General features: G+C 39.3%; 12 protein-coding genes. 2 read left to right on the top strand and 10 right to left on the bottom strand.

From position 1 onward, the window contains the following. The first annotated feature begins 161 nt into the window (after positions 1–161). Positions 162–6,518: an alpha-2-macroglobulin family protein gene (locus ACVWYG_RS12140; RefSeq protein ID WP_457270492.1), complete on the top strand. Its 6,357-nt coding sequence runs from the start codon at positions 162–164 to the stop codon at positions 6,516–6,518. A 771-nt stretch (positions 6,519–7,289) separates the two neighbouring features. Here ACVWYG_RS12140 and ACVWYG_RS12135 read toward each other — a convergent pair. The 3 genes from ACVWYG_RS12135 to ACVWYG_RS12125 all read right to left on the bottom strand — a co-directional run bounded on the left by ACVWYG_RS12135 (position 7,290) and on the right by ACVWYG_RS12125 (position 10,482). After that, a complete protein-coding gene (locus ACVWYG_RS12135) occupies positions 7,290–7,601 on the bottom strand; it encodes a glycosyl hydrolase (protein ID WP_457270491.1) in 312 nt (103 codons plus the stop codon). Positions 7,602–7,631: 30 nt separating this feature from the next. Then, positions 7,632–8,882 (bottom strand): glycoside hydrolase family 2 protein, encoded by a 1,251-nt coding sequence (locus ACVWYG_RS12130; protein WP_457270490.1) that lies wholly within the window; start codon positions 8,880–8,882, stop codon positions 7,632–7,634. Positions 8,883–8,946: 64 nt separating this feature from the next. Further along, positions 8,947–10,482: a sulfatase family protein gene (locus ACVWYG_RS12125; RefSeq protein WP_457270489.1), complete on the bottom strand. Its 1,536-nt coding sequence runs from the start codon at positions 10,480–10,482 to the stop codon at positions 8,947–8,949. Between the two features lie 436 nt (positions 10,483–10,918). Here ACVWYG_RS12125 and ACVWYG_RS12120 point away from each other — a divergent pair, with 436 nt between their 5' ends. Continuing rightward, on the top strand, positions 10,919–12,589 hold the full coding sequence (locus ACVWYG_RS12120) for a sodium/sugar symporter (RefSeq protein WP_457270488.1): 1,671 nt from the start codon (positions 10,919–10,921) through the stop codon (positions 12,587–12,589). A gap of 62 nt (positions 12,590–12,651) precedes the next feature. Here the strand turns inward: ACVWYG_RS12120 and ACVWYG_RS12115 are convergent, their stop codons facing one another. The 7 genes from ACVWYG_RS12115 to ACVWYG_RS12085 form a co-directional block, all read right to left on the bottom strand. Then, on the bottom strand, positions 12,652–13,371 hold the full coding sequence (locus tag ACVWYG_RS12115; protein WP_457270487.1) for an NUDIX hydrolase: 720 nt from the start codon (positions 13,369–13,371) through the stop codon (positions 12,652–12,654). A 50-nt stretch (positions 13,372–13,421) separates the two neighbouring features. Next, positions 13,422–14,954, bottom strand: a complete 1,533-nt coding sequence (araA, locus tag ACVWYG_RS12110; protein ID WP_457270486.1) for an L-arabinose isomerase — start codon at positions 14,952–14,954, stop codon at positions 13,422–13,424. Beyond that, entirely contained in the window at positions 14,926–15,624 is a 699-nt protein-coding gene (gene araD, locus ACVWYG_RS12105) for an L-ribulose-5-phosphate 4-epimerase AraD (RefSeq protein WP_457270485.1), read from the bottom strand. The genes araA and araD overlap by 29 nt, the downstream gene beginning before the upstream one ends. A gap of 5 nt (positions 15,625–15,629) precedes the next feature. Continuing rightward, positions 15,630–17,291, bottom strand: a complete 1,662-nt coding sequence (locus ACVWYG_RS12100) for a ribulokinase (RefSeq protein ID WP_457270484.1) — start codon at positions 17,289–17,291, stop codon at positions 15,630–15,632. Between the two features lie 508 nt (positions 17,292–17,799). Then, on the bottom strand, positions 17,800–20,292 hold the full coding sequence (locus ACVWYG_RS12095; protein WP_457270483.1) for a TonB-dependent receptor: 2,493 nt from the start codon (positions 20,290–20,292) through the stop codon (positions 17,800–17,802). 881 nt (positions 20,293–21,173) lie between these two features. Then, positions 21,174–23,786 (bottom strand): DUF7133 domain-containing protein, encoded by a 2,613-nt coding sequence (locus tag ACVWYG_RS12090; protein ID WP_457270482.1) that lies wholly within the window; start codon positions 23,784–23,786, stop codon positions 21,174–21,176. A gap of 13 nt (positions 23,787–23,799) precedes the next feature. Then, positions 23,800–24,651: a 3-keto-disaccharide hydrolase gene (locus tag ACVWYG_RS12085; RefSeq protein ID WP_457270481.1), complete on the bottom strand. Its 852-nt coding sequence runs from the start codon at positions 24,649–24,651 to the stop codon at positions 23,800–23,802. Positions 24,652–25,066: the final 415 nt, after the last annotated feature.

Raw genomic sequence — 25,066 nt, 5'->3', positions numbered from 1 at the left:
TGTTGATTTAAGTCATCAAAATCGTCTAAACATTTTTTTAGTCAAATAATCCTGTTTAGGTATTATGGAAACATGCATGGGTTTGCATCTCTAATTTAAATTAATCTGCTCAAAATTATCGGAAAAACCTTATTTTACAATCCACCGGTATAGACCTTACTATGTTACAAAAACTAATCTTCGCCCTCGGCCTTCTAATGCTTTTAAATTTATTCAATGTGCAGGCGCAAGTTAACGGAGACTATCTCAATTCTTGGAAAAAGATTGATTCCCTAGAGCAAAAAGGATTGATTAGTTCTGCCAGTAAGGAAGCATTAAAGTTACTCGCTAACGCGACAAAAGCGGAGAATAACCCACAACAGATTAAGGCAGCAATGTTTGTGATGAGTTATCGCAACGCGATAGAAGAGGGAAGTAGAATAAATAACTATTTTTATCTAGACACCTTAATTTCAGAGACGAAAGCGCCTGCTAAAAATATTTTGCAAAGTTTACAGGCAGAGATGCTAAATGATTATCGGAATCGGAATCGTTATAAGTTTTACAATCGCACTGCACTTCAAACTGAAAATAGCAAAGATATTGCCACTTGGAGTTTGCCGAAATTACTGGCAACAGCTTCAACAAAATATCTTGCGTCCCTGAAAGACGAAAGTATTTTACAAAACACCTCGCTTGACGCATATGCTGCAATTATAAATAAAGGTGAAAATAGCGAAGCGCTCCGGTCAACTATTTACGATTTACTTGCTCATCGGGCAATAGATTTTTTTTCTAACGGGGAAAATGAGGTAACGAAACCTGCTTTCCAATTTATCATTAACGAGGAGAAATATTTTGGGCCAGTAGAAGAGTTTGCAACACTCCAAATCACTACTAAAGACAGTGCTTCGTTTTATTTTAATGCACTACATCTTTTTCAAGATCTATTTCTATTTCATCTAAAGGATGGAAACAAGTCGGCATTGGCCGATGCAGATTTAAAGCGCCTTGATTTTGTAAACGATCATGGTGTTTTTGCAGGTAAAGAAGAATTGTATGTAAAGGCGCTGGAGAAATTGGAAGAGGAGTTTAAAAATACAGAACAAGGCGCAGAGGCTGCTTATCAAATCGCTAGTACTGTTTTTGAGATTGAGGAAAATCAGAAAGATTCGCCTTCGAAGAATAAAACAAAAGCTAAAAATCTCGCAGAAGCTGTATTGAGAAAATATCCGAAAACTCAAGCCGCCCTTAAGGCTCAGAATTTAATAAATGAAATCACCTCACCCCAATTCTCTTTAAAAACTGAAGCGGTAAATACAATAAATACTCCATTTCGCCTTCTCGTGACTTATAAAAATGTCGAGAAAGTCTATTTGCGTGCAGTAAAAGTTACTTCAAATTATTTGAGGTATAATGAAAAAGAAACTGATGAGATTTTAGCTCTTGCGCCAGTAAGAGAGTGGAACCAGGCCCTACCAAAAACGACAGATTTTCTCGAGCATAGTACGGAGATTAAAGTAGATGGATTGCCATCTGGACAATATTATATTATTGCATCATTATCGCCAATTTTTAAAGAGGATAACAATTTGGTTTCTTATCAATTTACTTCCATCTCAAACATTAGTGAAATTTTGCATAACAATAAAGAACTTTTTTTAGTTGATAGAGATAACGGAAAACCGCTAGCAGGTGCAACTGCACAGGTTTGGCAACGGGTTTACAATAACATCGCGCAAAAAAATATTCTTACTAAAAAAGAAAAATATGTGAGCGATAAAAACGGATATATAAAATTTACGACCAATACAGAGGTTAATAATAATTATAGAAATTTCTCTCTACAGTTAAATTATGGGTCTGATGAGCTTTTTCCCCAAACAGATTATTTTCTAGGTTATAATAATGCGAGCGCTCAGCTTTCTAAACCAACGAGTTTTTTATTTACAGATCGGAGTATTTATCGACCCGGACAAACCGTATTTTTCAAAGGCATTATGGTTGCCGCAGAAAAGAAAGGTAGGAGAGATAGTGTGGTTAAAAATAGTAAGACTACCGTTATTTTATTTGATGCGAACAGACAGAAGCAAGGTTCTTTGAAACTTAATACAAACTCTTTTGGCTCTTATAATGGTAGTTTCGTGTTGCCAGAAGGACAGATGAATGGGCAATTCTATCTGCAAGATAGTGTTACCAATAGCAACGTTTATATTTCTGTAGAAGAATATAAACGGCCAAAATTTTCTGCGAAGATAAATCAGCCGCAAGGCACCTACCGGGTAAATGACAGCATTACCGTTGTGGGAAATGCGAAAGCTTTTGCAGGAAATAATGTAGATGGTGCTGCGGTAAAGTATCGGGTAGTCAGAAATGTACAATATCCATTTTGGTGGGGATGGAGAATGCCTTCCAGACAGAATGCACAAATGGAAATTACGAACGGCACGCTAGACACTGATGCTAAAGGCGAATTTAAAATTACTTTTAGGGCAATACCAGATGAAACTGTGGAAAGGAACGCTGAGCCTACATTTACTTATCAAATAAGTGCAGATGTTACGGATATTAATGGAGAAACGCATAGCGCTAGTACAAACGTTTCAGTTAAATATCAGGCTTTAACGGTGAGTATTTTGAGTGCTGATAAATTTGAGATTGAAAAATTACAAGATCTAAAAATTGCGTCTATCAATACGAGTGGAGCATTTGAGCCCGCCAAAGTTAACCTGCAGGTAGAAAAATTAGTTGCTGTTGAACGAATGTATCGGACTAGGTATTGGCAAAAGCCAGATCAGTTTGCAATGAGTACTGAGGAGTATCATAAATATTTTCCTTACGATGAATATAATGATGAGGCTAAAGTACAAACTTGGCAGACGGAGAAAACTTACAAGGTAATTACCGCCGAAACTCAAAAAGATGGCAGTTGGTCGCTTACCAACTTAAAATTACCTGAGGGTTGGTATCGATTTACCGCAAGCACGAAGGATAAGTTTGGAGAGGAAGTAAAAGACATAAAATACATCCAACTCACGGGTAAAAAAACAATATACGTGGCGCCGTTCGTAGCCACAGAGAATAAAACGACTTATCAGCCAGGTCAAGATATCAACTATGAATATAAAACAGGCTTCGATAATATTTGGGTAATAGAAGAGACGAAAAGAATGGAAATCGATCCGACGTTTAATTTCGTAAAAGTTTCGAAAGGTGAAGGGTACCAAAATAAAATCTCTGTTACGGAAAATGACAGGGGCGGAGTTTTAAAATCACAAGCATTTGTGCAACATAACCGACTTTATACCTCTAGCAAGACTACAGATATTCCATGGAGCAATAAAGTGTTAAATATAGAATACACCACTTTTCGAGACAATATATTGCCGGGTAGCGAAGAAAAATGGAGTGTAAAAATAAGTGGAGAAAAGAAGGATGCAATTGCGGCAGAAGCATTAATAAGCATGTACGATGCTTCATTAGATCAATTAAGGCCGCATAGTTGGCAGAGTCTTCAGAATGTTTGGAAGCCTTTAAGATACTATGCACAATGGTATAGTAGAACTTTTACGCAAGACAATTCCAGAAACGACAATAATTTAGCGTCTAAATATTTAATAATTAACAACATCGTTTATCCGACTATCATTAATTCTTCGCTAAATGAAATACCAAGGATAGCTGTGGCTTTTGGGGATGATAATAAGGTCTACAATTTCGAGTCGATTAATTCAGGTGATATAGTTAATGGCAAATTAGTAAGAAAGGGAAATTCAGCTGCATCAGGTTTTAGAGGTGCTGTTCAGGATGTGCCAGTTGCTAACGTAGAGCAGCTATTGCAAGGCAAAGTGGCAGGTCTTAATGTGCAGCAAATAGTTGTGCGCGGCGTTAATTCGAACTTAGGCGGAAATGTACTTATTGTAATTGATGGCGTTAATACCAAATTAACAGATATTTCTGAAATTGATCCAACTGACATTGCAAGCATAGAAGTTTTAAAAGATGCAGCTGCAGTTGCATTATATGGGGAAAAAGGTAAAAATGGAGTAATTATAATTACTACAAAAACGGGCCAATACACTTTAGTAAAACCTCAAGTAGAAATAAAAATTAGGAAGAATTTTAATGAAACTGCTTTCTTCTTTCCAGATTTAAAGACAGACGAGCAAGGAAACATTAGTTTTTCGTTTACCATGCCAGAAGCGGTAACTTCTTGGAAAATGATGTCGATGGCCCATACCCAAGACCTGCAATCTGTTTACGGTGAAAAAACACTCATCACCCAAAAACCATTGATGATTCAGCCAAATGCCCCACGCTTTTTAAGAGAGGGAGACGCACTAGAGTTTTCTGCAAAAATTGTAAACTTAACGGATAAGGAAATTAAAGGTAACGCTATATTGAAATTGTTCGATGCAGTTACCAATAAGAATGTAGATGTGTTGTTTAAAAACGCGACCCAAAATCAAACCTTTATTGTTCCTGCCGGACAAAGTATAGCGGTAAAATTTCCAATTGCCATTCCGTTGAACTTTAACAGTGCGTTATCTTACCGAATTACTGCGCAGTCTTCAACCAAAGACAGTACCGGTAATACGTTTAGCGATGGCGAACAAGCGGCATTGGCTGTGTTGACAAATAGGATGTTGGTTACAGAATCACTTCCGTTAAATGTGAGAAACACAAATAGTAAGAGTTTTACTTTCGATAAACTACTTAGCTCAGAAAAAACTTCCACTTCACTTACAAATGAATCACTTACGGTAGAGTATACATCCAATCCGGCTTGGTATGCGGTGCAAGCTTTGCCTTATTTAATGGAATATCCGTACGAGTGTGCAGAACAAAGTTTTAACCGATACTATGCAAACACCTTAGCCGCTTATATGGCAAATAGCACACCTAAAATTAAAGCAGTTTTTGAAAAGTGGGAAGCGAGCGGCAAAGATTCTACCCAAGCGGCAGGAGCTCCCTCTCCCTTGGAGAGGGCGGGGGGTGAGGCTCTAATGAGCAATCTGCAAAAAAATGAAGAACTAAAGTCTGCTTTGCTTCAAGAAACGCCTTGGGTTTTACAAGCAAAGAACGAGGCCGAGCAGAAAAAAAATATTGGCATCTTGTTCAACATGGTCCGCCTAGCGAAAGAAAAAGAAAAAACTTTCAGTAAGCTAGAAGAAATGCAATCTGCCGCTGGAGGATTCAGTTGGTTTAAAGGTGGCCGCGATGATCGGTACATTACCCAATATATTATTACTGGAATTGGCCATTTACGCGAATTAAAGGCGTTGTCTTCCGAAGATTACTATCAATTAAAAAAGATGGTAGCCAAAGCGCTTCCGTATTTAGATGCAAGATTAAATGACGAGTATGAGGATTTGATTAAATATAAGAGAAATCTGACGGATAATAATTTAAGCAATACCGCTGTTCAATATTTGTACATGCGCAGCTTTTTCCCGGAGACAGCTATTTCTGCAAAAGCAAATACTGCCTATAAATATTATTTCGGTCAGGCAGAGAAATACTGGCTAAAAAATAATAAATACAGCCAAGCGATGATTGCCTTGGCAATGCACCGGAGTGGTTCTAGTAAAACTGCAAAAGCAATTATAACTTCGTTAAAAGAGACAGCAATTGTTAATGAAGAAATGGGTATGTATTGGAAAGACCTTACTAAAGGAGGATGGTATTGGTACCAAGCGCCTATAGAGAGTCAAGCCATTATTATAGAAGCATTTGCTGCGATTGATCAAAATGAGGCAACAGTAAATGATTTGAAAACCTGGTTGCTTAAGCAAAAGCAAACTCAGAATTGGCGGACAACAAAGGCAACTGCAGAAGCTTGTTATGCACTTTTACTTAATGGTAGCAATTGGCTCACAGAAGAAAAAAAGGTAGCCATTACACTAGGAGAAAATACTGTAATTTCTTCTTCGGATGGCGCTGAAGCAGGAACTGGTTACTTTAAGAAAAGAATCGATGGCGATAAAGTAACTCCCGAAATGGGGAATATAAGGGTGGATATGACTAGCACAAATACAAAATCTAGCTCCACTTCTTGGGGCGCTGTTTATTGGCAATATTTTGAGGATTTGGATAAGATTACCACTGCAGAAACCCCCTTAAAATTGGTTAAAAAACTTTTTATAGAAACCAATTCTGACAAAGGTCCGTTGTTGATAGCAGTTAAAGAAGGCGCAGCGCTGAAGATTGGCGATAAGCTTAAAGTTCGGATAGAGTTACGTGCCGATCGGGATATGGAATACGTGCATATGAAAGATATGCGCGCTTCTGCTACCGAACCGGTAAATGTGATTAGCAGTTACAAATATCAAGATGGACTTGGTTATTACGAAAGCACTAAAGATGCAAGTACCAATTTTTTCTTTTCTCAGCTGCCAAAGGGAACTTATGTGTTCGAATATCCATTATTTGTAACCCATTCTGGCGATTTCAGCAATGGCATCACTACCATTCAATGTATGTATGCGCCAGAATTTAGCAGCCATAGTGAAGGGGTGAGAATAAAGGTTAAAAAGTAGATTTTGAAGGTTGAGGGTTAAGGGTTTTAGGTTGATGGCTGAAGGTAGACGTCTGCGAAAGCAGGCGCGGGGTATAAATGATCTTAATGACTTGAAAACGAAAGTTTAGCAAGTATCGGCAATTGTAGCCCCGCTTTTTGTTGCAAGTCCTCACTCGTTCCTCGCTCCGGGCTTTTCACGGCAATCGGGTTTAGGTACAATGTAAAGTGGTTCTTAGGTTGGGTTGCGTTATGGTTTAAGCAATCGCCGGATTCTCATCTAGCACTAGAGCTGGATTATATTCCTTACAAAAGGTAATTTTTTTTTCCACGGGATGTTTTGCGCTAACGATGGGAATGACATCCTTTTTGGCTTTTGGGCCAAAAAGATATAATGGACAGCGTGTTAAAGCGCCCAAATCAATTTAATTTTAAAATTGGTTCTTTAAACGAAAAATTAACGCGTAGTTTTTGTGGCTTAAGTTATTTCGGGCTAAAGATCATTTAGAAAAAATGTCTTTGGGAAACTGGCATCATATCTGGCTTTTTGCCAAAATAATATGACCTACCTTAAGTCCTTCCGGATTTAGATCCACTATTACAGCGCTTAGATGCAATAGATATTATTAGTCTCAGCAGTTGAAGTTCTAGTTTTTTTCCAAACCCTTATCAAATTTCTTCCTGTTCCAGAGTACATTTGCTACCGCTAAACTACTTAGTATAAGCATAAGGATAACAGAGTAATGCCAGAAGAAAGTTCTCTCAGCGTTTTTGCAGAGGGCTTTGGTTTGCCTTACATATCATAAACACCGTGCACCCGTCTTCTAAATTTATCATTGTCGCTTGTTCCTGGATAGTGCGTGCGGTAATCGGTTAAATCGAAATAGATTGCGCCTTCTACGTAAGATTTCGACTCGTACACTGCCATGTGGTAAATCATATCACGAACTCGTCTTTCATCCCCTCCTTTAAAATTTGGCCCACATAAGCCGAACTCCGATATAAAGAGTGCTTTGGTAGGGTAGGAGTTATGAACGCTATCCAAATAATTAGAAAGTTTTGCTTCTGGAATACTCCACCAACTTGCCGAATATTCGTTCATCATCAAATAATCTCCAAGACTTCCCGCATCAGGTTAGAAATTTGCGCTTTCTTTAAATCCTTGTGTGATGGTATTGCTAACATAACCAACTCCCCAAGCATAAATAGAAGGATGATTGTAGCGTTGCTGAATCATCTTGCTTAGCTGACTCATGGCAATACTTTCAATGGTGTCGTTCGCTGGAGTTTCTCCGCCCCATAACGGAACCTCGGCTTGTAAAATAATCCCATTTCTATCGCAGAAATCGTAGAATAAATCATCTTGTTGAAAGTGGATTCTGCTGAAAATAGCATTGACTTCTTTCATCAATCTGCCATGCTTAATTATTTCTTCATCAGGTTCGGCGAAACCAAAATTAGGATTAGAACCGGCGGTCCATTCAATGCCCATAAGCTTTACTTGTTCGCCATTCAGATAGGTTTTGCCCTCTTTAAAATGCAAATCTCTAAAACCTACACTGGTAGAAATATGATCTACCGCTTTGTTTTTATTTAAAATTTGGACATCAATACGGTATAAATTTGGATGATCGAAATGCCATGGATTAACTTTAGCGAGGTTATAGTTTATCGCTGCTTCGCCATTTTCTATAGTCGCCCTGCTCGTTTTAGTTAACAGTATCTTTTTGGTTTGCTGGTTATCTTCTGTGATGGTTACTTTATAGGTTAAATCTTTTTGTACAGCATTATCAAAGCCTAACTTTATTTTAACCGTTGCAGAACTGTCTTTCAAAGTTAGCATTGGATCGACGTTGAGGTAAGAAGCCGAAGGCTTTCCCGACACAATTAAGTTTACCTTTCTAATTAGACCACAATCATTTGGCCAATCAAATGAGCTTCCAAAGGGAACCTTGTTTTTGCCGTAATCATTGTTAACGGCAACAGTTAGCACATTTTTCTGACCGTATTTCAGTTTTCCATTGAGGTTAACGTAGATTTTATCAAAGCCATCACCAATGTTTTCTTGAATTTTTTCTCCGTTTAGATAAATAAAGGCAGTATGGTTTATCGCGCCAAACGCAATAACCACGTTCTTATTTTTCCAAGCCGACGGTGCAACAATCTCATTTTGATACCAAGCCATTCCGTAGAAATTCTGATTCTCCTCTTCTACGTTCCAAGTATGCGGAGCAGTAACTATTCTAGCGTTTTTTAGATTATTTTTGAACCATTCCTGATTTAAACCTTCCACTTTTTTATCGGTAGTAAAGTGCCAATTTTTGTTGAACGGAATCGTATCTCTTTGTGCAGAGGAAGCAAATGCATAAAACCCTAAACACAACATTAGTGTAAAACTTCTCAGATAGAATAATTTTTAAATAGCAACTTCTCCGAAACAGATAGCGCTTTTAACTACCTGCCAAAATCTTTTTCGCATCGGTATCTTCATACTGTTCGATCAGTTGATTAAGCTGTTTTTTGAGCATTTCAATAGTTTTTTGCGTTCCTTTTTCGCCATAGATATTGCGCATTTCTCTTGGGTCTTTTTCTAAATCAAACAGTTCCCAACTGTCTACCCTTTTGTAAAAGCGGATCAGCTTATATTTTTTGGTTCGAATGCCAAAATGTGGCGAAACAGAATGTTCTCCGTTTTCATAGTAATGATAGAAGATTGCTTTTCGGCCGTCTTTTTCTTTTCCTGTAACTAGTGGAAGAAACGACTCACCCTGCATATCTTGGGGAATTTTTAAGCCTGCAATGGCTAACATGGTAGGAGCGATGTCTAAATTAAGCACCATGTTTTCGTTTTTTGTTCCCGGCTTTATCACCCCTGGATAACGCATAACCATCGGTGTGCGAAAAGACTCCTCATACATAAAGCGTTTGTCAAACCATCCATGTTCACCCATATAGAAACCCTGATCTGATAAATAGATAACTACCGTGTTTTCAGTGAGTTTATTTTCATCTAAATAGTCGAGTGTTCTTCCAATATTCCGATCTAACGAAGCAACAGTACTTGCATAATCTCGCATATACCTTTCGAACTTCCATTCTACTAATGCTTTTCCCGAAAGGTTTCTACCTTTTAAATCGTCTTGAATAGGTTTGTAATACGCATCAAATTTTGCGCGCTGCTCTGGATTTAGTCTGTTTATTGTTCCATCACCCTTTGGGCTGTCGTAAATCATTTTCAAATCGTAGCCCATTTGCATTGTTTTATCGATGGTCATATCTTGCACAGCTGCGGCCTTACGTGTTTTGTAATCATCATAAAAAGTAGAGGGCAATGGAAATTTAACGTTATTGTACAGAGAAAAATCTGAAGTATCTGGCATCCACGTTCTATGGGTTGCTTTATGTCCGATAACTAATAAGAAAGGTTTCGTGGTATCACGCTGATCTAACCATTTTTCTGCTTTATCTTCGATAATGTTACTTACGTACCCTTCAACTTTTTCTGTTGTTGCGTCCATGTTGATGAAATCTGGATTGTAATAACTGCCTTGACCCGGTAGCAAATTATAATAGCTGAAACCCTCGGTTTTATTGCCCAGATGTTGTTTCCCAATCCAGGCTGTTTGATAGTCATTTGCAGTAAAGTGTTTTACAAACATATCTTGCTTGTAATTGAATGTCGATGTCTCGTTATCTTTAAATCCGTTTTTATGGCTGTACTTTCCGGTTAAAATCACTGCCCTGCTTGGACCGCAAATAGAATTGGTTACATAAGCTTTGTTAAATGTTACCCCGCCTTTTGCGATGCGGTCTATGTTTGGCGTTCTAACCAATTTACTCCCATAAGCTCCGATGGTTTGGTAGGAGTGGTCGTCGGAAATAATAATTACGATGTTTGGCTTCTTTTGAGCAAATCCTTTTGCAGACCAAAAAAATGAAAAAACTAAGATAATTATAAGGGCTTTAAAACTACTGAGATTTGACATTTATTTAGAATTGAAGGGTGTGTAAATAGGAAAAGCAAATCCAATAGGAAAACTTAATGCCGACGCAATTTCCTCAAACATAATTTCCACTTTTTTAGGCGTTAATTTTATGTTTACGAACACAAAGGTAGGGTTTTTTAGAGTTGTTTAACCAAGCGATTTAAATCTCTACCAATAACACGACCTAATAAATTTTGTAACAATTTACTAACTAAGCAAAGCGATAATTTGCGTGCTAAAATTAGCACCTTAAATAAAATATCAATAAAATTTTTTTATTGTCAAAATAACATTTATTTTTAGCAAACAGTTACCCATTTTCTAATGAGCCAGAAATGAGCATGAATTTTTTTCACACTTTTTGAAGTGAGGAAAGTAACCAGTAGCGAAACGTTATAATATTTATTAACCAAACCAAACCTAATTTAACCAATTAATGAGAACCGATTCATTGTCCCTCGCCGACTACATCGTATTTTTAGGCTATTTTATCATTGTTGCCGGCTACGGTTTTTGGATCTATCGACGGAAAAAGAGCATCAATGCCGATTCTAAAGATTATTTTCTTGCAGAAGGTTCTCTGACGTGGTGGGCCATTGGCGCGTCGCTCATTGCTTCAAACATTTCTGCCGAGCAGTTCATTGGCATGAGTGGATCTGGCTTTCAGTTGGGCCTTGCCATCGCCACATATGAATGGATGGCGGCGATTACGCTGGTGATCGTGGCGGTGTTTTTTATTCCTGTCTATTTAAAAAACAAGATATTTACCATGCCGCAGTTTCTTAGCAAGCGGTACAATGATACCGTAGCAATGATTATGGCAGTTTTCTGGCTGTTGCTTTACATTATCGTCAACCTAACATCCATTTTGTTTCTGGGCGCCATCGCAGTAAGCAGTATTTCGGGAATAAACTTTACGGTATGCATGCTAGGAATGGCCATCTTCGCCATAGTGATTACACTTGGCGGGATGAAGGTGATTGGTTACACGGATGTGATTCAGGTATTTTTCCTTATTTTGGGAGGATTGGCTACTACATACCTCGCACTAGATATGGTTTCTAGCCATTTCGGCCAATCCGGAGTTATTCAAGGCTTTCATTTGATGACAGAAAAAGCTGGTGACCACTTCCACATGATTTTCGACAAGACCAACAAAAACTATATAGAATTGCCTGGGCTAACAGTTTTGCTCGGCGGTATGTGGATTGTTAACCTAAACTATTGGGGCTGTAACCAATACATTACACAGAGAGCTCTCGGAGCCGATCTAAAAACAGCAAGAGCGGGAATATTATTCGCTGCATTTTTAAAACTGTTAATGCCTATTATCGTTGTTTTGCCTGGAATAGCGGCTTTTGTACTCTACAAACAGGAGGTTTTTAACTCAGAAATGCTGGTAAATGGTAGATTGGAAGTAGATAGGGCCTACCCTGTATTGTTAAATTTACTGCCAAGTGGATTAAAAGGGCTTTCTTTCGCGGCGCTTACCGCTGCAGTAGTTGCCTCACTTGCTGGTAAGGCAAACAGCATCTCCACCATTTTTACACTGGATATTTACAAGAAAGTATTCAACAAAAACGCAACTGAAAAAAATCTGGTGGTTACCGGGAAAATTGCTGTGGTAGTTGCCATGCTGTTAGCAATCATTATCTCCCCATTTCTTGGAATAGAAAAAGGCGGGTTTAAATTTATTCAGGAGTATACTGGCTTTGTTTCTCCGGGAATCTTTGCCATGTTTCTGCTTGGCTTCTTCTGGAAGCGCACTACTTCTTCAGCGGCACTTTTCGCCACCATCGGAGGTTTTATGTTATCGGTTTTCTTAAAATTTCTGCCACAGTTTGCGGATCTGTCTTTTCTGTATTCTACAGGATTTGCGGTTCCTGTAAATGGCGTTTACGAAATCCCATTTCTGGACAGGATGGGATTTGTATTTATCTTTTCTGTGATCGGAATGATCTTGATCAGCCTGCTAGAATTTAGACACAGCAAAAATCCAAAAGGTCTAGAAATAGATGCGAGTATGTTCAAGCCAAGACCAGGTTTTATTGTAGGTGCTGTTTTGATTATAGGAATATTAGTAGCCCTTTACACCGTTTTTTGGTAAGAAATAGCCAACTATGGGTTTGAAAAAGATCCCTTTTCTATTGTTTATGGAAAAGGGTTTTTTTACAGATACATATGTTCTTTTGAAAGCCTATCTGGATGAGGAATTAAGTTTAAAAAAGCCTGAAAATCTGCCCTATATTTTTGTTTGTCAAGCTGATAGTAAAATGCACCTTTCTTTGAAGAGGATTTGTCTTTTTCTTTTAACTTAACAAGAAGGCCCAAAGAGAGTAACTTCCGGCTAAAATTTCGGCTATCGAATTTGCTTTCATAAATCTGTTCATAAAGATTTTGGAGCGATGGAATGGTGAATTTTTCTGGCAGCAGTTCAAACAGGATTGGGTGCAGGGCCGCTTTATAACGCAACTTGATTTTTGCCTGTTTCACCATGTCCAAATGATCGAAAATTAATTCAGGTAAATCGCTGGCATCAAACCACTCTGCATGAAATTCCTCTGTCAGTTGCTTTTCATATTTATGGATGTCTATTAGTGCAAAATAGGCTAAACACAACGTTCTTTCTACCGGATCTCTGTCAACTTTGTCAAACGCCGACATCTGCTCCAAGTAAACGTTTTCTAATCCCGTTAGATGATGGAGTATTCGATGTGCCGCATGATCTAAATGCTCATTTTCCTTTAAAAAGCCTCCCATCAAGCTCCAGTGGAGTTTTTGGGGTGCAAAACCCCGTTGAATAAGCAAAAGTTTAATCTTTTCGCCATCAAAGCCAAACACAATACAATCCACTGCGACCAAAATTCGAGTTTGACCTTGATACCTCATTTTTAAAATTAAATTTGTCTTTGAATAAAATGTATAGGCAGTCTTAAAATTTATCTATAATACAGCTCATTCCACTTTAATTCTTTCTCAAAATGGGTTAAAGAGGTGTCCGCATCAATAGTTATAAGTTCAAGTTTCGCCATTTTGGCAAAATCTTTAAAATAAGCGGTACTTAAATTTTGACTGTAAACCGTATGGTGCGCTCCACCCGCATAAATCCAAGCAGCGAGTGCGGTTTTAAAATTTGGAAGCGGTTTCCAAAAAACTCTTGCAACGGGTAATTTTGGCATATTTTCTCTCGGGTTAACCGCTTCTACCTCGTTTACCAACAGCCTGAATCTATTTCCCATATCAATGAGTGAGGCGTTCAAAGCCTTTCCAGAAGCTACGTTGAACACTAACCGAACGGGATCTGCTTTTCCCCCAATACCCAAAGGATGCACTTCGCATCTTGGTTTTTCTGACGCAAGAGAACTATCGATTTCTAACATGTGTGAACCTAAAACCATCGGGTTATTTGGGTCTAAATGATATGTGTAATCTTCCATAAAGGCATTTCCCCCAGGCAATCCCGTTCCCATTACTTTGCACGCACGCACCAAAGCAGCTGTTTTCCAGTCGCCTTCGCCAGCAAAGCCATAACCCTGCTCCATCAACCGCTGGGCTGCAATGCCGGGCAGTTGCACCATTCCGTGTAAATCCTCGAAAGTATCTGTAAAGCCCTTAAAATTTCCATCTTCTAAAAATGCCTTAATGCCGAGCTCAATTTTAGCCGCTTCGACCAACGCATTCCGTTGCTTGCCATTTACGCCTAAACTTTCTGCAAGCTGATAGGAATGCTCATATTCTTGTATTAGTGCATCTAAAGCTCCTTTGCCAACCTCTCCAATGGCAGCCACTAAATCGCCAACTCCGTATGTATTTACAGAAAATCCAAGTCTAATTTCTGCTTCCACTTTATCGCCTTCAGTTACGGCAACATAACGCATATTGTCGCCGAAACGAACAAATTTTGCACCTTGCCAATCGTTCCATCCTGCAGCGGCCCTACACCAAACATTAATGTCTTCCAACACTTCCTCGTCGCGCCAAAAACCAACGACTACTTTTCGCTCTAAACGCATTCTCGATACCATAAACCCAAACTCTCTATCCCCATGTGCACTTTGATTTAAGTTCATAAAATCCATATCTATTTCCTCAAAAGGAATATCTCTATTGAACTGAGTGTGTAGATGCAATAAGGGTTTTTGTAGGATGTTTAATCCTCTGATCCACATTTTAGCAGGAGAAAAAGTATGCATCCAAGTGATGATGCCAATGCAATTTGGGTTTTTATTTGCTTCCGAGATAACCGCATGTATTTCCTCAGGCGTTTTCACCGTTGGTTGATACACAATGGAAACTGGAATCTTCTGCGATTTATGCATAAAATCTGCAATCTCTTTAGAATGATTGGCAACTTTTTCTAAAGTTTCTGCACCGTATAAATGTTGTGAACCGGTAAGGAACCAAACTTCGAAGTTTTTTAAGTTTTTCATAAAGTATTGATAGTTATTGCCCGTAATAGGACTCTTTACCATGTTTTCTGTCAAAATGTTTCTTAATTAAGCTGTCTTTCATGCGCTGCACGGATGGATTAATTCCCTCAGACAAAAAAGCCATCTGAGCGAGTGATTCTAGAACGGCGCTGTTGTAGACAGCTTTTTCTGCACTGCTTCCCCAGGTAAACGGTGCATGATTTCCTACTAAAATCATTTCTACCTCAAGGTAACTTAGTCCGAGCGACTTAAAATAATCTAATATCTGAAAACCTGTCTCGTGTTCATAATTCCCGGCAATGCGTTTGTCGTCCATAGGCGACGCACAGGGCACATCGACCGTTAAATGATCGGCATGCGTGGTTCCGTAAATTGGAATTGCTTTCTGAGCTTGCGCCCAAGCGGTTGCATAGGTGCTATGCGTATGCGCAATTCCGCCAATATCGGTCCAGTTTTTATACAACACCGCGTGGGTTTTCGTATCAGACGAAGGCCTTAGTGCTCCCTCTACGGTTTTACCATTAAAATCAACGACCACCATGCTGTTTGCCTCGAGTTCTTCGTATGGAACACCACTGGGCTTAATGGCGAAAACTCCCAAATTCCTATCAACTGCGCTTACATTTCCAAATGTAAAAAGTACAAGATTTAGTTTAGGCAGCATTAAATTGGCGGTTAGTGCTTCTTCTTTTATGTGTTCGTATTTTCCCATAACGTTTATTTGTTAGGTTTTTCTATGTAATCTCCTAGCTCACAATATTTTTTGTAACGGCTCGCATATAGGGCAACAACTTGTCGGTTTGGATGATATTCTTTATCGAAACCTTGACCCATGGCCAACATTGCATCTTCCACCCTTGGATATATACCTGCAACGGTTGCAGCAAACATGCCTGCTCCAACTGCACAGGTTTGTTCTGATTTATGAATTTTTATCGGCATATCAGTCACATCAGCCATCATTTGCATAATGAATTTGGATTTTCTTGCCACTCCGCCTAAGCCTATTAGACCCTTTACTTCTATTCCTTCACTCACAAATTGATCGATTATTTTTTTAGCTCCGAAGCAGGTCGCCTCAACCAGGGAACGAAACATTTTAACCGCATCTGTGCCTAAATTTAAGCCGGAGAAGGCCGCAGTCAATGCCTGGTTTGCATTTGGAGTTCTTCTTCCATTTAACCAATCAACGGCAATTTCGTCATTTTCTTTTACGATCAGTTGCGCAGCTTTCTCGCTTAAAGCAGCAATGAGATTTGTATTTAAACTCTCTAAAATTTTCTGTTGGGTTCCGGGATCAAAATCGCCCAAAAGGTTTTTCGTAGGCCAGAGGAGTATTTCTTTAAACCATGCATATGCATCTCCGAAGGCAGATTGTCCAGCTTCCATACCAATCATTCCAGGTATAATAGATCCATTAACTTGTCCGCAAATACCAGAAACGAGCTTTTCGTTCACTTCTATTGCAGGGGCAACCAACATGTCGCAAGTGGAAGTGCCCATCACTTTACTTAAATAATAAGGCTCAATTTGTCCACCAACTGCACCCATATGTGCGTCGAAAGCGCCGACACCTACTTTAACTTCTTCACTTAAGTTTAACTTTTCCGCCCATTCTTTAGATAGGTTTCCTGCTGATGTAGAAGAGGTGTAGGTCTTGTCGAATAGACACGTATAATTGTTTAACAATGGACTTAGAGAAGCGAAGAAATCTTTTGGTGGAAGTCCACCAAATTCTTCAGCCCAGAGTGCTTTATGACCAGCAGCACACACGCCTCTTTTTAGGTCGGCTACATGATTGCCACCAGTTAATAAAAAAGGAATCCAATCGCAGTGTTCCACCCAAGAGAAGCAAGCGCTTCTCACTTGCTCATCTGCTCGAAGTATTCCAAGCAGCTTTGCCCAGAACCATTCCGATGAATAAACCCCACCTACAAATTGTAGGTAATTAATCTTAAAAAGCTTGGCATGTGCATTTATTTCCGCCGCCTCTGCAACTGCAGTGTGGTCTTTCCACAACACAAACATGGCATTCGGATTTTCGCTAAACTCGGGCAGCAAAGCCAAGGGAGTTCCTGATTCATTTACTGCAACCGGCGTAGAACCAGTGGTGTCTATGGAAATTGCCCTAATGTTCTTCCGTACCTCTTCACTTACCACCGCAAGACTTTTAGCAATCGCTTCGGTCATTCCTTCAATAAAATCTGCGGGATGTTGTCTAAATTGAGAAGTCTCCGCATTGCAATAAAGTCCTTTTTTCCACCTCGGATAGTGTGCTATCGAAGCACCTAATTCATCCCCGTTTGAGGCATCTAGAATTACCGAACGAACGGAATCTGTGCCGAAGTCCACACCAATTACATAGTTGTTTTCGCTCATATGAAATAATATTTGTCAAATTAACATTTAATTTTCAAAAGGAAGGAAAGTTTTTCGAATTTCAGCAAATTACGTATCTAGCGAAATGGACTTTTAGGGTTTGGACGTAGCACAGCGAGCGGGCATTTTTTCAATCTTAGCAGAAATGCTAAAACGTTTACAATTGAATAAGTCAGTGGAATGGGTTTCGAGCATGGCTTATCCAACGGATCTTGTTATATGCTTTTGGAGTAATATGGAAAAATTAGCCGACGCAGTTGTAATTATCTAGATAATGCAAGGGATGTCATTCGATTAAATAGTTAGGAGTTAACAACGTCTTCAAAGTAATCTTAATGCTGGTTTTTTAAAAAATACAGATCTGTAAAATGAGGTAAACAACGAAGATTAGTGTGTTACTAAATTGGGCAGGGAACGTTTATAAACCATTATCAAAAATAAACTTTAAAAACATTTCTCCAAACACAAGCGCGGTGGACTTTCCTTATTTAACAAACAAATTAAAATCTTAAAATGGTATGATTGCTTTCACACTCACATTTCTGCCCATGTTGTAAATACCCAAATGTCCGTTTGGCGAAGCAGCGTAGTAATCGAAATATTTTAATCTGTTTAAGTTAGATTGGTATGCCTTATCTAATATGTTATTTACTTGAAATTGCAGGTGTATTTTACGATCATCACTATATTTTATACTCGTTACTATTCCAAAATCAATCAAGGTATAGCTTGGGGTAAAAGTCTCTGTTTTATTTAATGCAAGATAACGCGGTTGGGCACCATTAAAATCGACGACACCTTTAATATTTATGGAGCTAAAAATAGTTGATTTTAAATCGAACGTTTGGCTAATACTTCCCAGATAATGTAAGGGTGGAATCAGCGGTAAATATGCGCCTTGCAAACCTTTATCCGTAAGTTTATCGCCTCGATTAAAACCATAGGTAATGGAAAAAGAGTGATCAAATTCAAATCCTTTCCACGCGGCAGGATGTAAGCCAAATGTTGCCTCCGCACCATATAATTGTGCTTTGGATTGTTGGTATTGATAAGTTTTATTTTTCTGCGCATCTACAACCGGATTACCACTTGCATCTACCAATTGGGTAAGGAAAATATAATCAGAGATGTTGTTATTAAAAACACTAAAAGTTGCCGTAAAGTTATTGGTACTTGCTTCTATGCCTAAGTCTTCTTGCAGTGAAAACTCTGGTTTAAAACTTCTATTGCCCAAGTAAGTAATGTGCGCGCCTGGATCCAGTCCGTTTGATGAGAACTCTGGAATACTCGGTGCGCGGTATCCTCTTGCGATATTTGCTTTTAAACTGACGTAATCATTTAGAGCGTAGGTACTTCCAACACTTAGCGAAACCCCGTGAAAAGTTTTTTCGAAAGAAGGGAATTGCAAATAAGCCCCGTTTATATGGCCATCTTTTACCTGCCTAACAAAACCCATAAGATCTGGTTTTGTGTAGAAATCTGCCCCTTTTAAATGGCGTTGATCATAACGAATGCCTGAGCCGACAGTCCATTTTCTATGTTTCCATTTTGCATAGCTATATATTCCGGCATCGAGAAGGGTATAATTAGGAATTGGAAAATCGGTTGCATTCTTACTGATGTTGCCTTGGTACATACCGTTAAATCCCGCAGACAGCTCAATTTCCTTAAAAATAGGGACATGGTAATCTAAACCATAATTTAGGGTATTTAATCGAACATACATCCCTGCCTGATCTGGGATTGTTGGGTGTGTGTATTCTCTCCTAATGTTTTGTTGAAACGCCAGTAATATGTCAAAGTCGCCTTTGCCCAGCTGATAGTGGTTTTTGGTATAAATTCTATAATGTTGGATGTGCTGATTTAGAGGACTCTGTTGATAAGCATTTAGCACATTTTGAGGAACAACCGGCCTATCAAAAATATTATCTTCGCTGCCTTCTTTCGTTTGATAGGTAAAAGCCCTACTCAAAGAATCGCGACTCCCGTCTGGAATCCCCTGATAGTTGTCGTACAAAGTGATATGAATGGAAGATGCGCCTTTGTCGTTGGTGTATTTTACCCCAGCGGTAGCATTTGCCTCTTTAAAACCTGTGTTGTAAACTTTCCGGTCAATGCTATTTTCATAATCTTTTGCGAGGCGGTAAGCGCCGCTCAAGGCATAACTCCAATGTTTATTTCCGTAAATAGCGTGTATGCCATTTCCTATCATTTCATTATTTCCCTGATATTCTGTGGTAAACTTTCCAATTATTTTTCCATCCGTATTTCGTGGACCAAAGGGAATTAAGCCCACTACGCCCGCAAGTGCGTCTGATCCATAAATAAGACTTGATGGACCCTTTACGACCTCCGCGCGTTCAACATTGTATGGGCCAACTTCTATACCATGCTCATCTCCCCACTGTTGTCCCTCTTGCCTTATTCCATCATAGAGCGTAAGCACCCTATTATATCCCAAACCCCTAATAAAGGGTTTAGAGATATTTGGACCCGTTTTAACAGCATTCAATCCGGGTACGTTTTTTACCAGCACATCAATTACATTGCTTTCGGTCGCTTGCTCTAATTTTAAGGTAGTAACCGCCACTACCGGTATCGGATTTTCTTTTGCTAGTGTTGCGCGGGCAACCCCGGTAACCACCACTTGGTTTAAATAGTTGTTTGAAGGTTCTAAAAATATCTGATAATTGCTTTTATCTTTTTCTAGATAAACCGACTGTGATTGATACCCAAGAGAGGAAATGATTAGAACAGCCCCGATCTTGGTTTTTGGAATCTTCAAATTAAACTTGCCCTCATTGTCTGTTTTGGTGCCCTTTGAAGAAGCTTTTAGGATTACAGTGCCGTAACCAACTGGCTGATTGGTTTGGTTTTCTTTTACTACGCCACTTATTGTAACGTCTTGCGAAAATGCATTGAAGAAAATGAGGGTCGATAAAATTGTTAAACACGTGTAGATGGTACCGAATTTAACGAAGGATAAGGGAGTAAACTTCATTTAGTGATTGTTTCAGATGATTAAATTTTATTTTATTCAAATCTATTAATTTAATTATTATAACAAAACAAATAAATTAGATTAGTCTAATAATTTATTTCGGTTACTAGTCCTAGTGCTTAATTTAGCCCTTCGCGCTGATTTTTTAAAAGGGCAAACGTTTTCTATTTCTGTATTTGTGCATGCCGCGAGACCGGCCTGAGATCAAGATTTTACTACTTTATTCATAATTGATAGCCATTTCAGAGTAAAACAGTTTTGCAGAAATCAAACTGAAATTGTCGTTTTAAGTGTTATTTCCGGCTTAAAGACCGCATTGAGTGCGCTTTTTGAGGGGCACGCGCGTAAAGATCGCAATAGAAAGCGCTACACCCTTTTGCGGTGACGCGCGGAGAAAACAATGCGTTTAAGAGGTGTTAAATTTTACCTAAGTTTTTAGAGGTATTAGTGTTTTGATCGTGTCTCCAGCGATGGGTCGGGATAATCTTGCAAATCCTCGCTCGGATCTCCTTGCGGATTTTTTGCTCTTTTCGGTTAGAAAAAATGCGGTAGGAACTCGGAAATCAGGACTCGGAAATCAGAAATGGAAATTTTTTATGTTTTTTGACGTTTCTTAAACTGCGATTTTGACCCTTGAATGGTTTTACATCTTACCATTCAGCTTTGAATGGTGTTCTAAGTTGAATTTACTGCGTATGAGATGGCTGTAAAAATTTGTTGCTATGGGGAAAATATAAAAGGATTTAAATATAAATTTAGAAACATTCAAATCAATACCGATGTCAGGACTGGCCCTGCTGATCCAATTCTCGGAGAAGTTAGATGCTAAAAAAAAAGCCCGTAAACCTAAAGAATACGGGCTTTGAAGTTGTTTTGGCCTGTTAATTTTTTTGTTTAGCTAAAAACGTGACCAACGAAGCCATTTCTTCATAAGATAAAGCGTTTGCCAAACCCTCTGGCATCATGGACGTTCCAAGCTCTTTTCGCGTAAGTATGTCGCTCGTTTTTACTGAAAAAATAGCTCCCGTAATGTCGCGCATTATCAATCGATCGGCGCTTTCTGAAGTGACAAAACCCATGTAACTCTTCTTGTCTTTAGAAGTTATTAAGTTGGTGGCGAAGCCTTGCGATATAGAAGCGTTTGGCTTAAGTATCGACTCTGCTATTTGCTCCCGGTTCATAATCGATCCTATTTGTCCCATAAATGGGCCTTTCAATTTCTCGGTTTTACTCAAAGTGTGGCAATTTTTACAACCCTGCTGATTAAAAATTACTCTTCCCTTTACCTGGTCGCCCTCTAATTTATTAATTGCCAACAGCACATCTTCGATAGATGATTTACCCACCTGACCTTTTTGATTTTTAATTTTCTCTAAGTCTATTTTAGTTTCGTTATCTGCCAAAATGGGTTTATCTGCAACACCAAAGGCGTCTATGTCCATGCGGTTACGGACATTTAGGTAAGTGAAGTATTCTTTTCCATTTGCATCTGCTTTTTCCCATTCGGCTTTCAAGAAACGCTCAATTGTTGGCGATTCCGACCAAACAATTGCTTTATAATACGGACCCGGAGCGTCAGGGCGAGTTCCCCACCACCATGATGCATCATAAGGCCCTTCTTCGCGGTAAAGTCGTGATATTGTGGTTAGAATTTGGGTTTTCAGTTTTTTATCGTTGGCACTTTTATAAGCAGCAATTAACCCTGTTACTGCTTCTTTCTTGTGCGTATAACGTAGGGTCCACAAAGCAAGGGTCGAATTTGCTGTGCCAATAGCTGCCACAGATGCATCCACAGCGTTAAGCGCCAACAAGGCCTGTACTGCTAAATGTGGTATTATAATGGGCGAATTTGGTGTGGCATGTGGTCCTTCGGCAACCTCTTTTGCAGGAGCAGCAAAAGAATCAGGTACTTTTGTTGACAACAAGGCTGGAATAGCTGCTCGGTTTCCAAGTCTCCCTAACCCAATGGTTGCCACGGCTTGCACGCGTGGATCTGGATCTTTCAATCCTGCTAAAAAAGGTTCGATCGATACTTTAGACGCCCATTCTTTGCGGTCGGCAAGAATACGCAAAGCAAATTCTCGCATCGTAGATTCTTTCGTAAATACTGTTAATAAAGGGATTGCCTTTTCGCCTTCTGCTTGCGCAAACGTGTATATCCCGGCCACACGACTCTCCAAACTTAAGTTTTTGTCTGCGGCTATTTTTAGACTAATTTCAGCAGCCTGTTTTGCAGGTCGCCTCAATAACTCCTGCGAAGCGTTAAGTCGTGCAACGGCACTTTTGGATTTTAATAGATCGCCTAGTTTCTTTACTGACATCTTCTGCACGTCAGGAAATGCTTTATATGTCCAATTATTTGGGACCACCCTAACTACATAACCCTTGCTTGGATTTCCGCTATATCCGGCGCCATCCCATGCAGATAAATACAGTCTGCCCGAACCATCAACATCTAGATCTGTTATTTGTGGGAGATTTATAAATTCTTCATCTTTTTGAGTAAATGTAGGACCATCTGGTGTAACCCGATGAATGTATAGCATACTGCGCCCCCAATCTGCCATCATTGGCACCTTATTGTATTTATCTGGCCACGTAGGCTCGTCCATAAAAAGTGCTCCGGTTCCCGAACCACCACCAACGTCTACCAGTGCGGGTATAATTTCATCCGTAAAGTGTTGAAAAAGCAGGGGATAACCATATTCCCCAGATTGGATGCTGTGGGAAAACCGAATATTCCATCCACCTCCATCATTCGTATTCTCACGGGTAAATATGTTCATTAATGGATCTATCGCTACATCATAAACATTGCGGGTACCATGCGTGTAAACCTCCATATTTGTGCCGTCGGGGCGCACACGTACGATTCCTCCGCCAAGCATCGTTAGTTTTTTGCCACTACGGTCAACGGCATTATGGAAACCAAAATCGCCCACACCCACATAAATCCAACCATCTATACCCATGCGAATGCCATTTGTAGCATGATCTGTGCCGCGTTCTTGAATGTATTTCGTGTTACTAAAGTGCTCTATAAGTGGTTGCTCAGGTCCATCAGCTTTGCCATCCCCATCTTTATCCTCAAAAACGGAAAGGCTCATGCCAGTAGCGATGCCGGTTTCTTTAGAGAAATTGGTGTGTAGCACATACACTTTGTTCCCATTAACAATTATACCACGAGGATTATCTACCCGCGCAAATTCAATGTGTTTGTCTACTTTGCCATCGTTGTCACTGTCTATCAATTTAATAATACGGCCTCTTCCGGCCTCTTTACCTAATGATCCAATCATGTCTACGCCCACATAAACTTCGCCGGTTGCGGCAACCGTTAAGCAAGCAGGGCTTGGCGTCAAATCCGGACCAGCAAAGGGAGTAATTTTAAGTTCTGGTGGATTGGCAAATATTGCGGTTGGTTTCTCAGAAACGCGTGCTATCCAAAAAAAAATAGAGAAGGCAGAGAGAAAGCTGAAAGTTATTTTAAGCATAATTCGGTAAATTTTAGTTTTGTGCCGCTATTCTTTTTTGAGACATCAGTTTATCAACAACAGCTTTCAGTTCAGCCGGATCGTTTGCGTATTTTTCTAGATCGATAATTTCTATCTTCCTAAAGTCGGTAGGTGCGCTTTCTCCCTGAATAGAGATGCTGCCACTTCTTAAAAACATTCCCTCTTTTTGGCCTTTTGCAGGATCTTTTTGTGGTTTTTGATAGCGGAATACTTCTTCTCCATTCACATAATGGACCACTAGAGAATCTCCCAGCACCAATGCCTCAACACGAACCCATTGGTCGCCATTATATGTTTTTGATTTCGAATCTGTACAATGTTGCGATACGATCTCTCCGTCTTTTTCATACTGGGTGCCTGGTGTGCAAAGGTTTGCAGTAGACCTGTCGCCGCCGCCCAAACCGCCTAACAATTGCACCTCCATTGAGGTTGGGTAGTCTTGATCTTTTTTCATGCTCTCAGGCGATTGGCCATGAATCATGATGCCGTTATTTCTATTTGCCCATCCAGGGCCGCCTTTACATTGTGCACCTACAAACCGATATTCCGCCGCTATTAAATAATAGGAGAATGGCTTTTTGTAGAATAAATGCCCGTAGGTTTCATTAAAATCTTCATATTGATCGTAACTAACTTTAAGTAAGCCATTCTCCACACGGAAAGTGTTTTTAAAGTTATCGTCCAAATCGTGATAACGAATTTTTGCATACCAGTTTTTAAGGTTTTTGCCGTTAAAAAGTTGCTGCCATTTTGGGTTGATCGGTGGGGTTTTATCAGAACTTCCTGTAAAAATAAAAAGGAAACTTAGCAAAAAAACATTTAGCGGGGTAGCGTATTTGAACATAGTTTGGTTGGTAAAGGATTGGTTAGTATTGTCCTAAAAGGTCATCGCAAACTAATAAATTTTTTGCATTATTCAAATAATAAGGAGAATTTGATTGGTTGGCCCCGTCGTTAGCGCTTGGAAGTGATGTCTATTTCACTGTTAGCGATTGCAGAGGAAATCCTTTGCGAGGAACGAGCAAAAAGATTGCAACGTAAAGCGCGACCCTCTTCAGGGTAACGCCCAGATGATCTAAAAAATGTTCAAATTTATTTAAGATCAGAATATTATTATTTGGGCGCTTTTACACGCTGTCCATTGTATCTTTAATTGGCTTTAAGGGGCCAATTAAAGATTCTGTGATGAATTCCAAATAATTTCTATCTTTATTTTTCAAGGCGGCTTTGTGCCAGCCTGTTTAGGGCAGCTCCTTTTT

It is taken from the genome of Pedobacter sp. UYEF25 (assembly GCF_054061655.1).
Note: the sequence above shows the minus strand (reverse complement) of the source record. Positions and strands in the feature narration are given on the sequence as shown.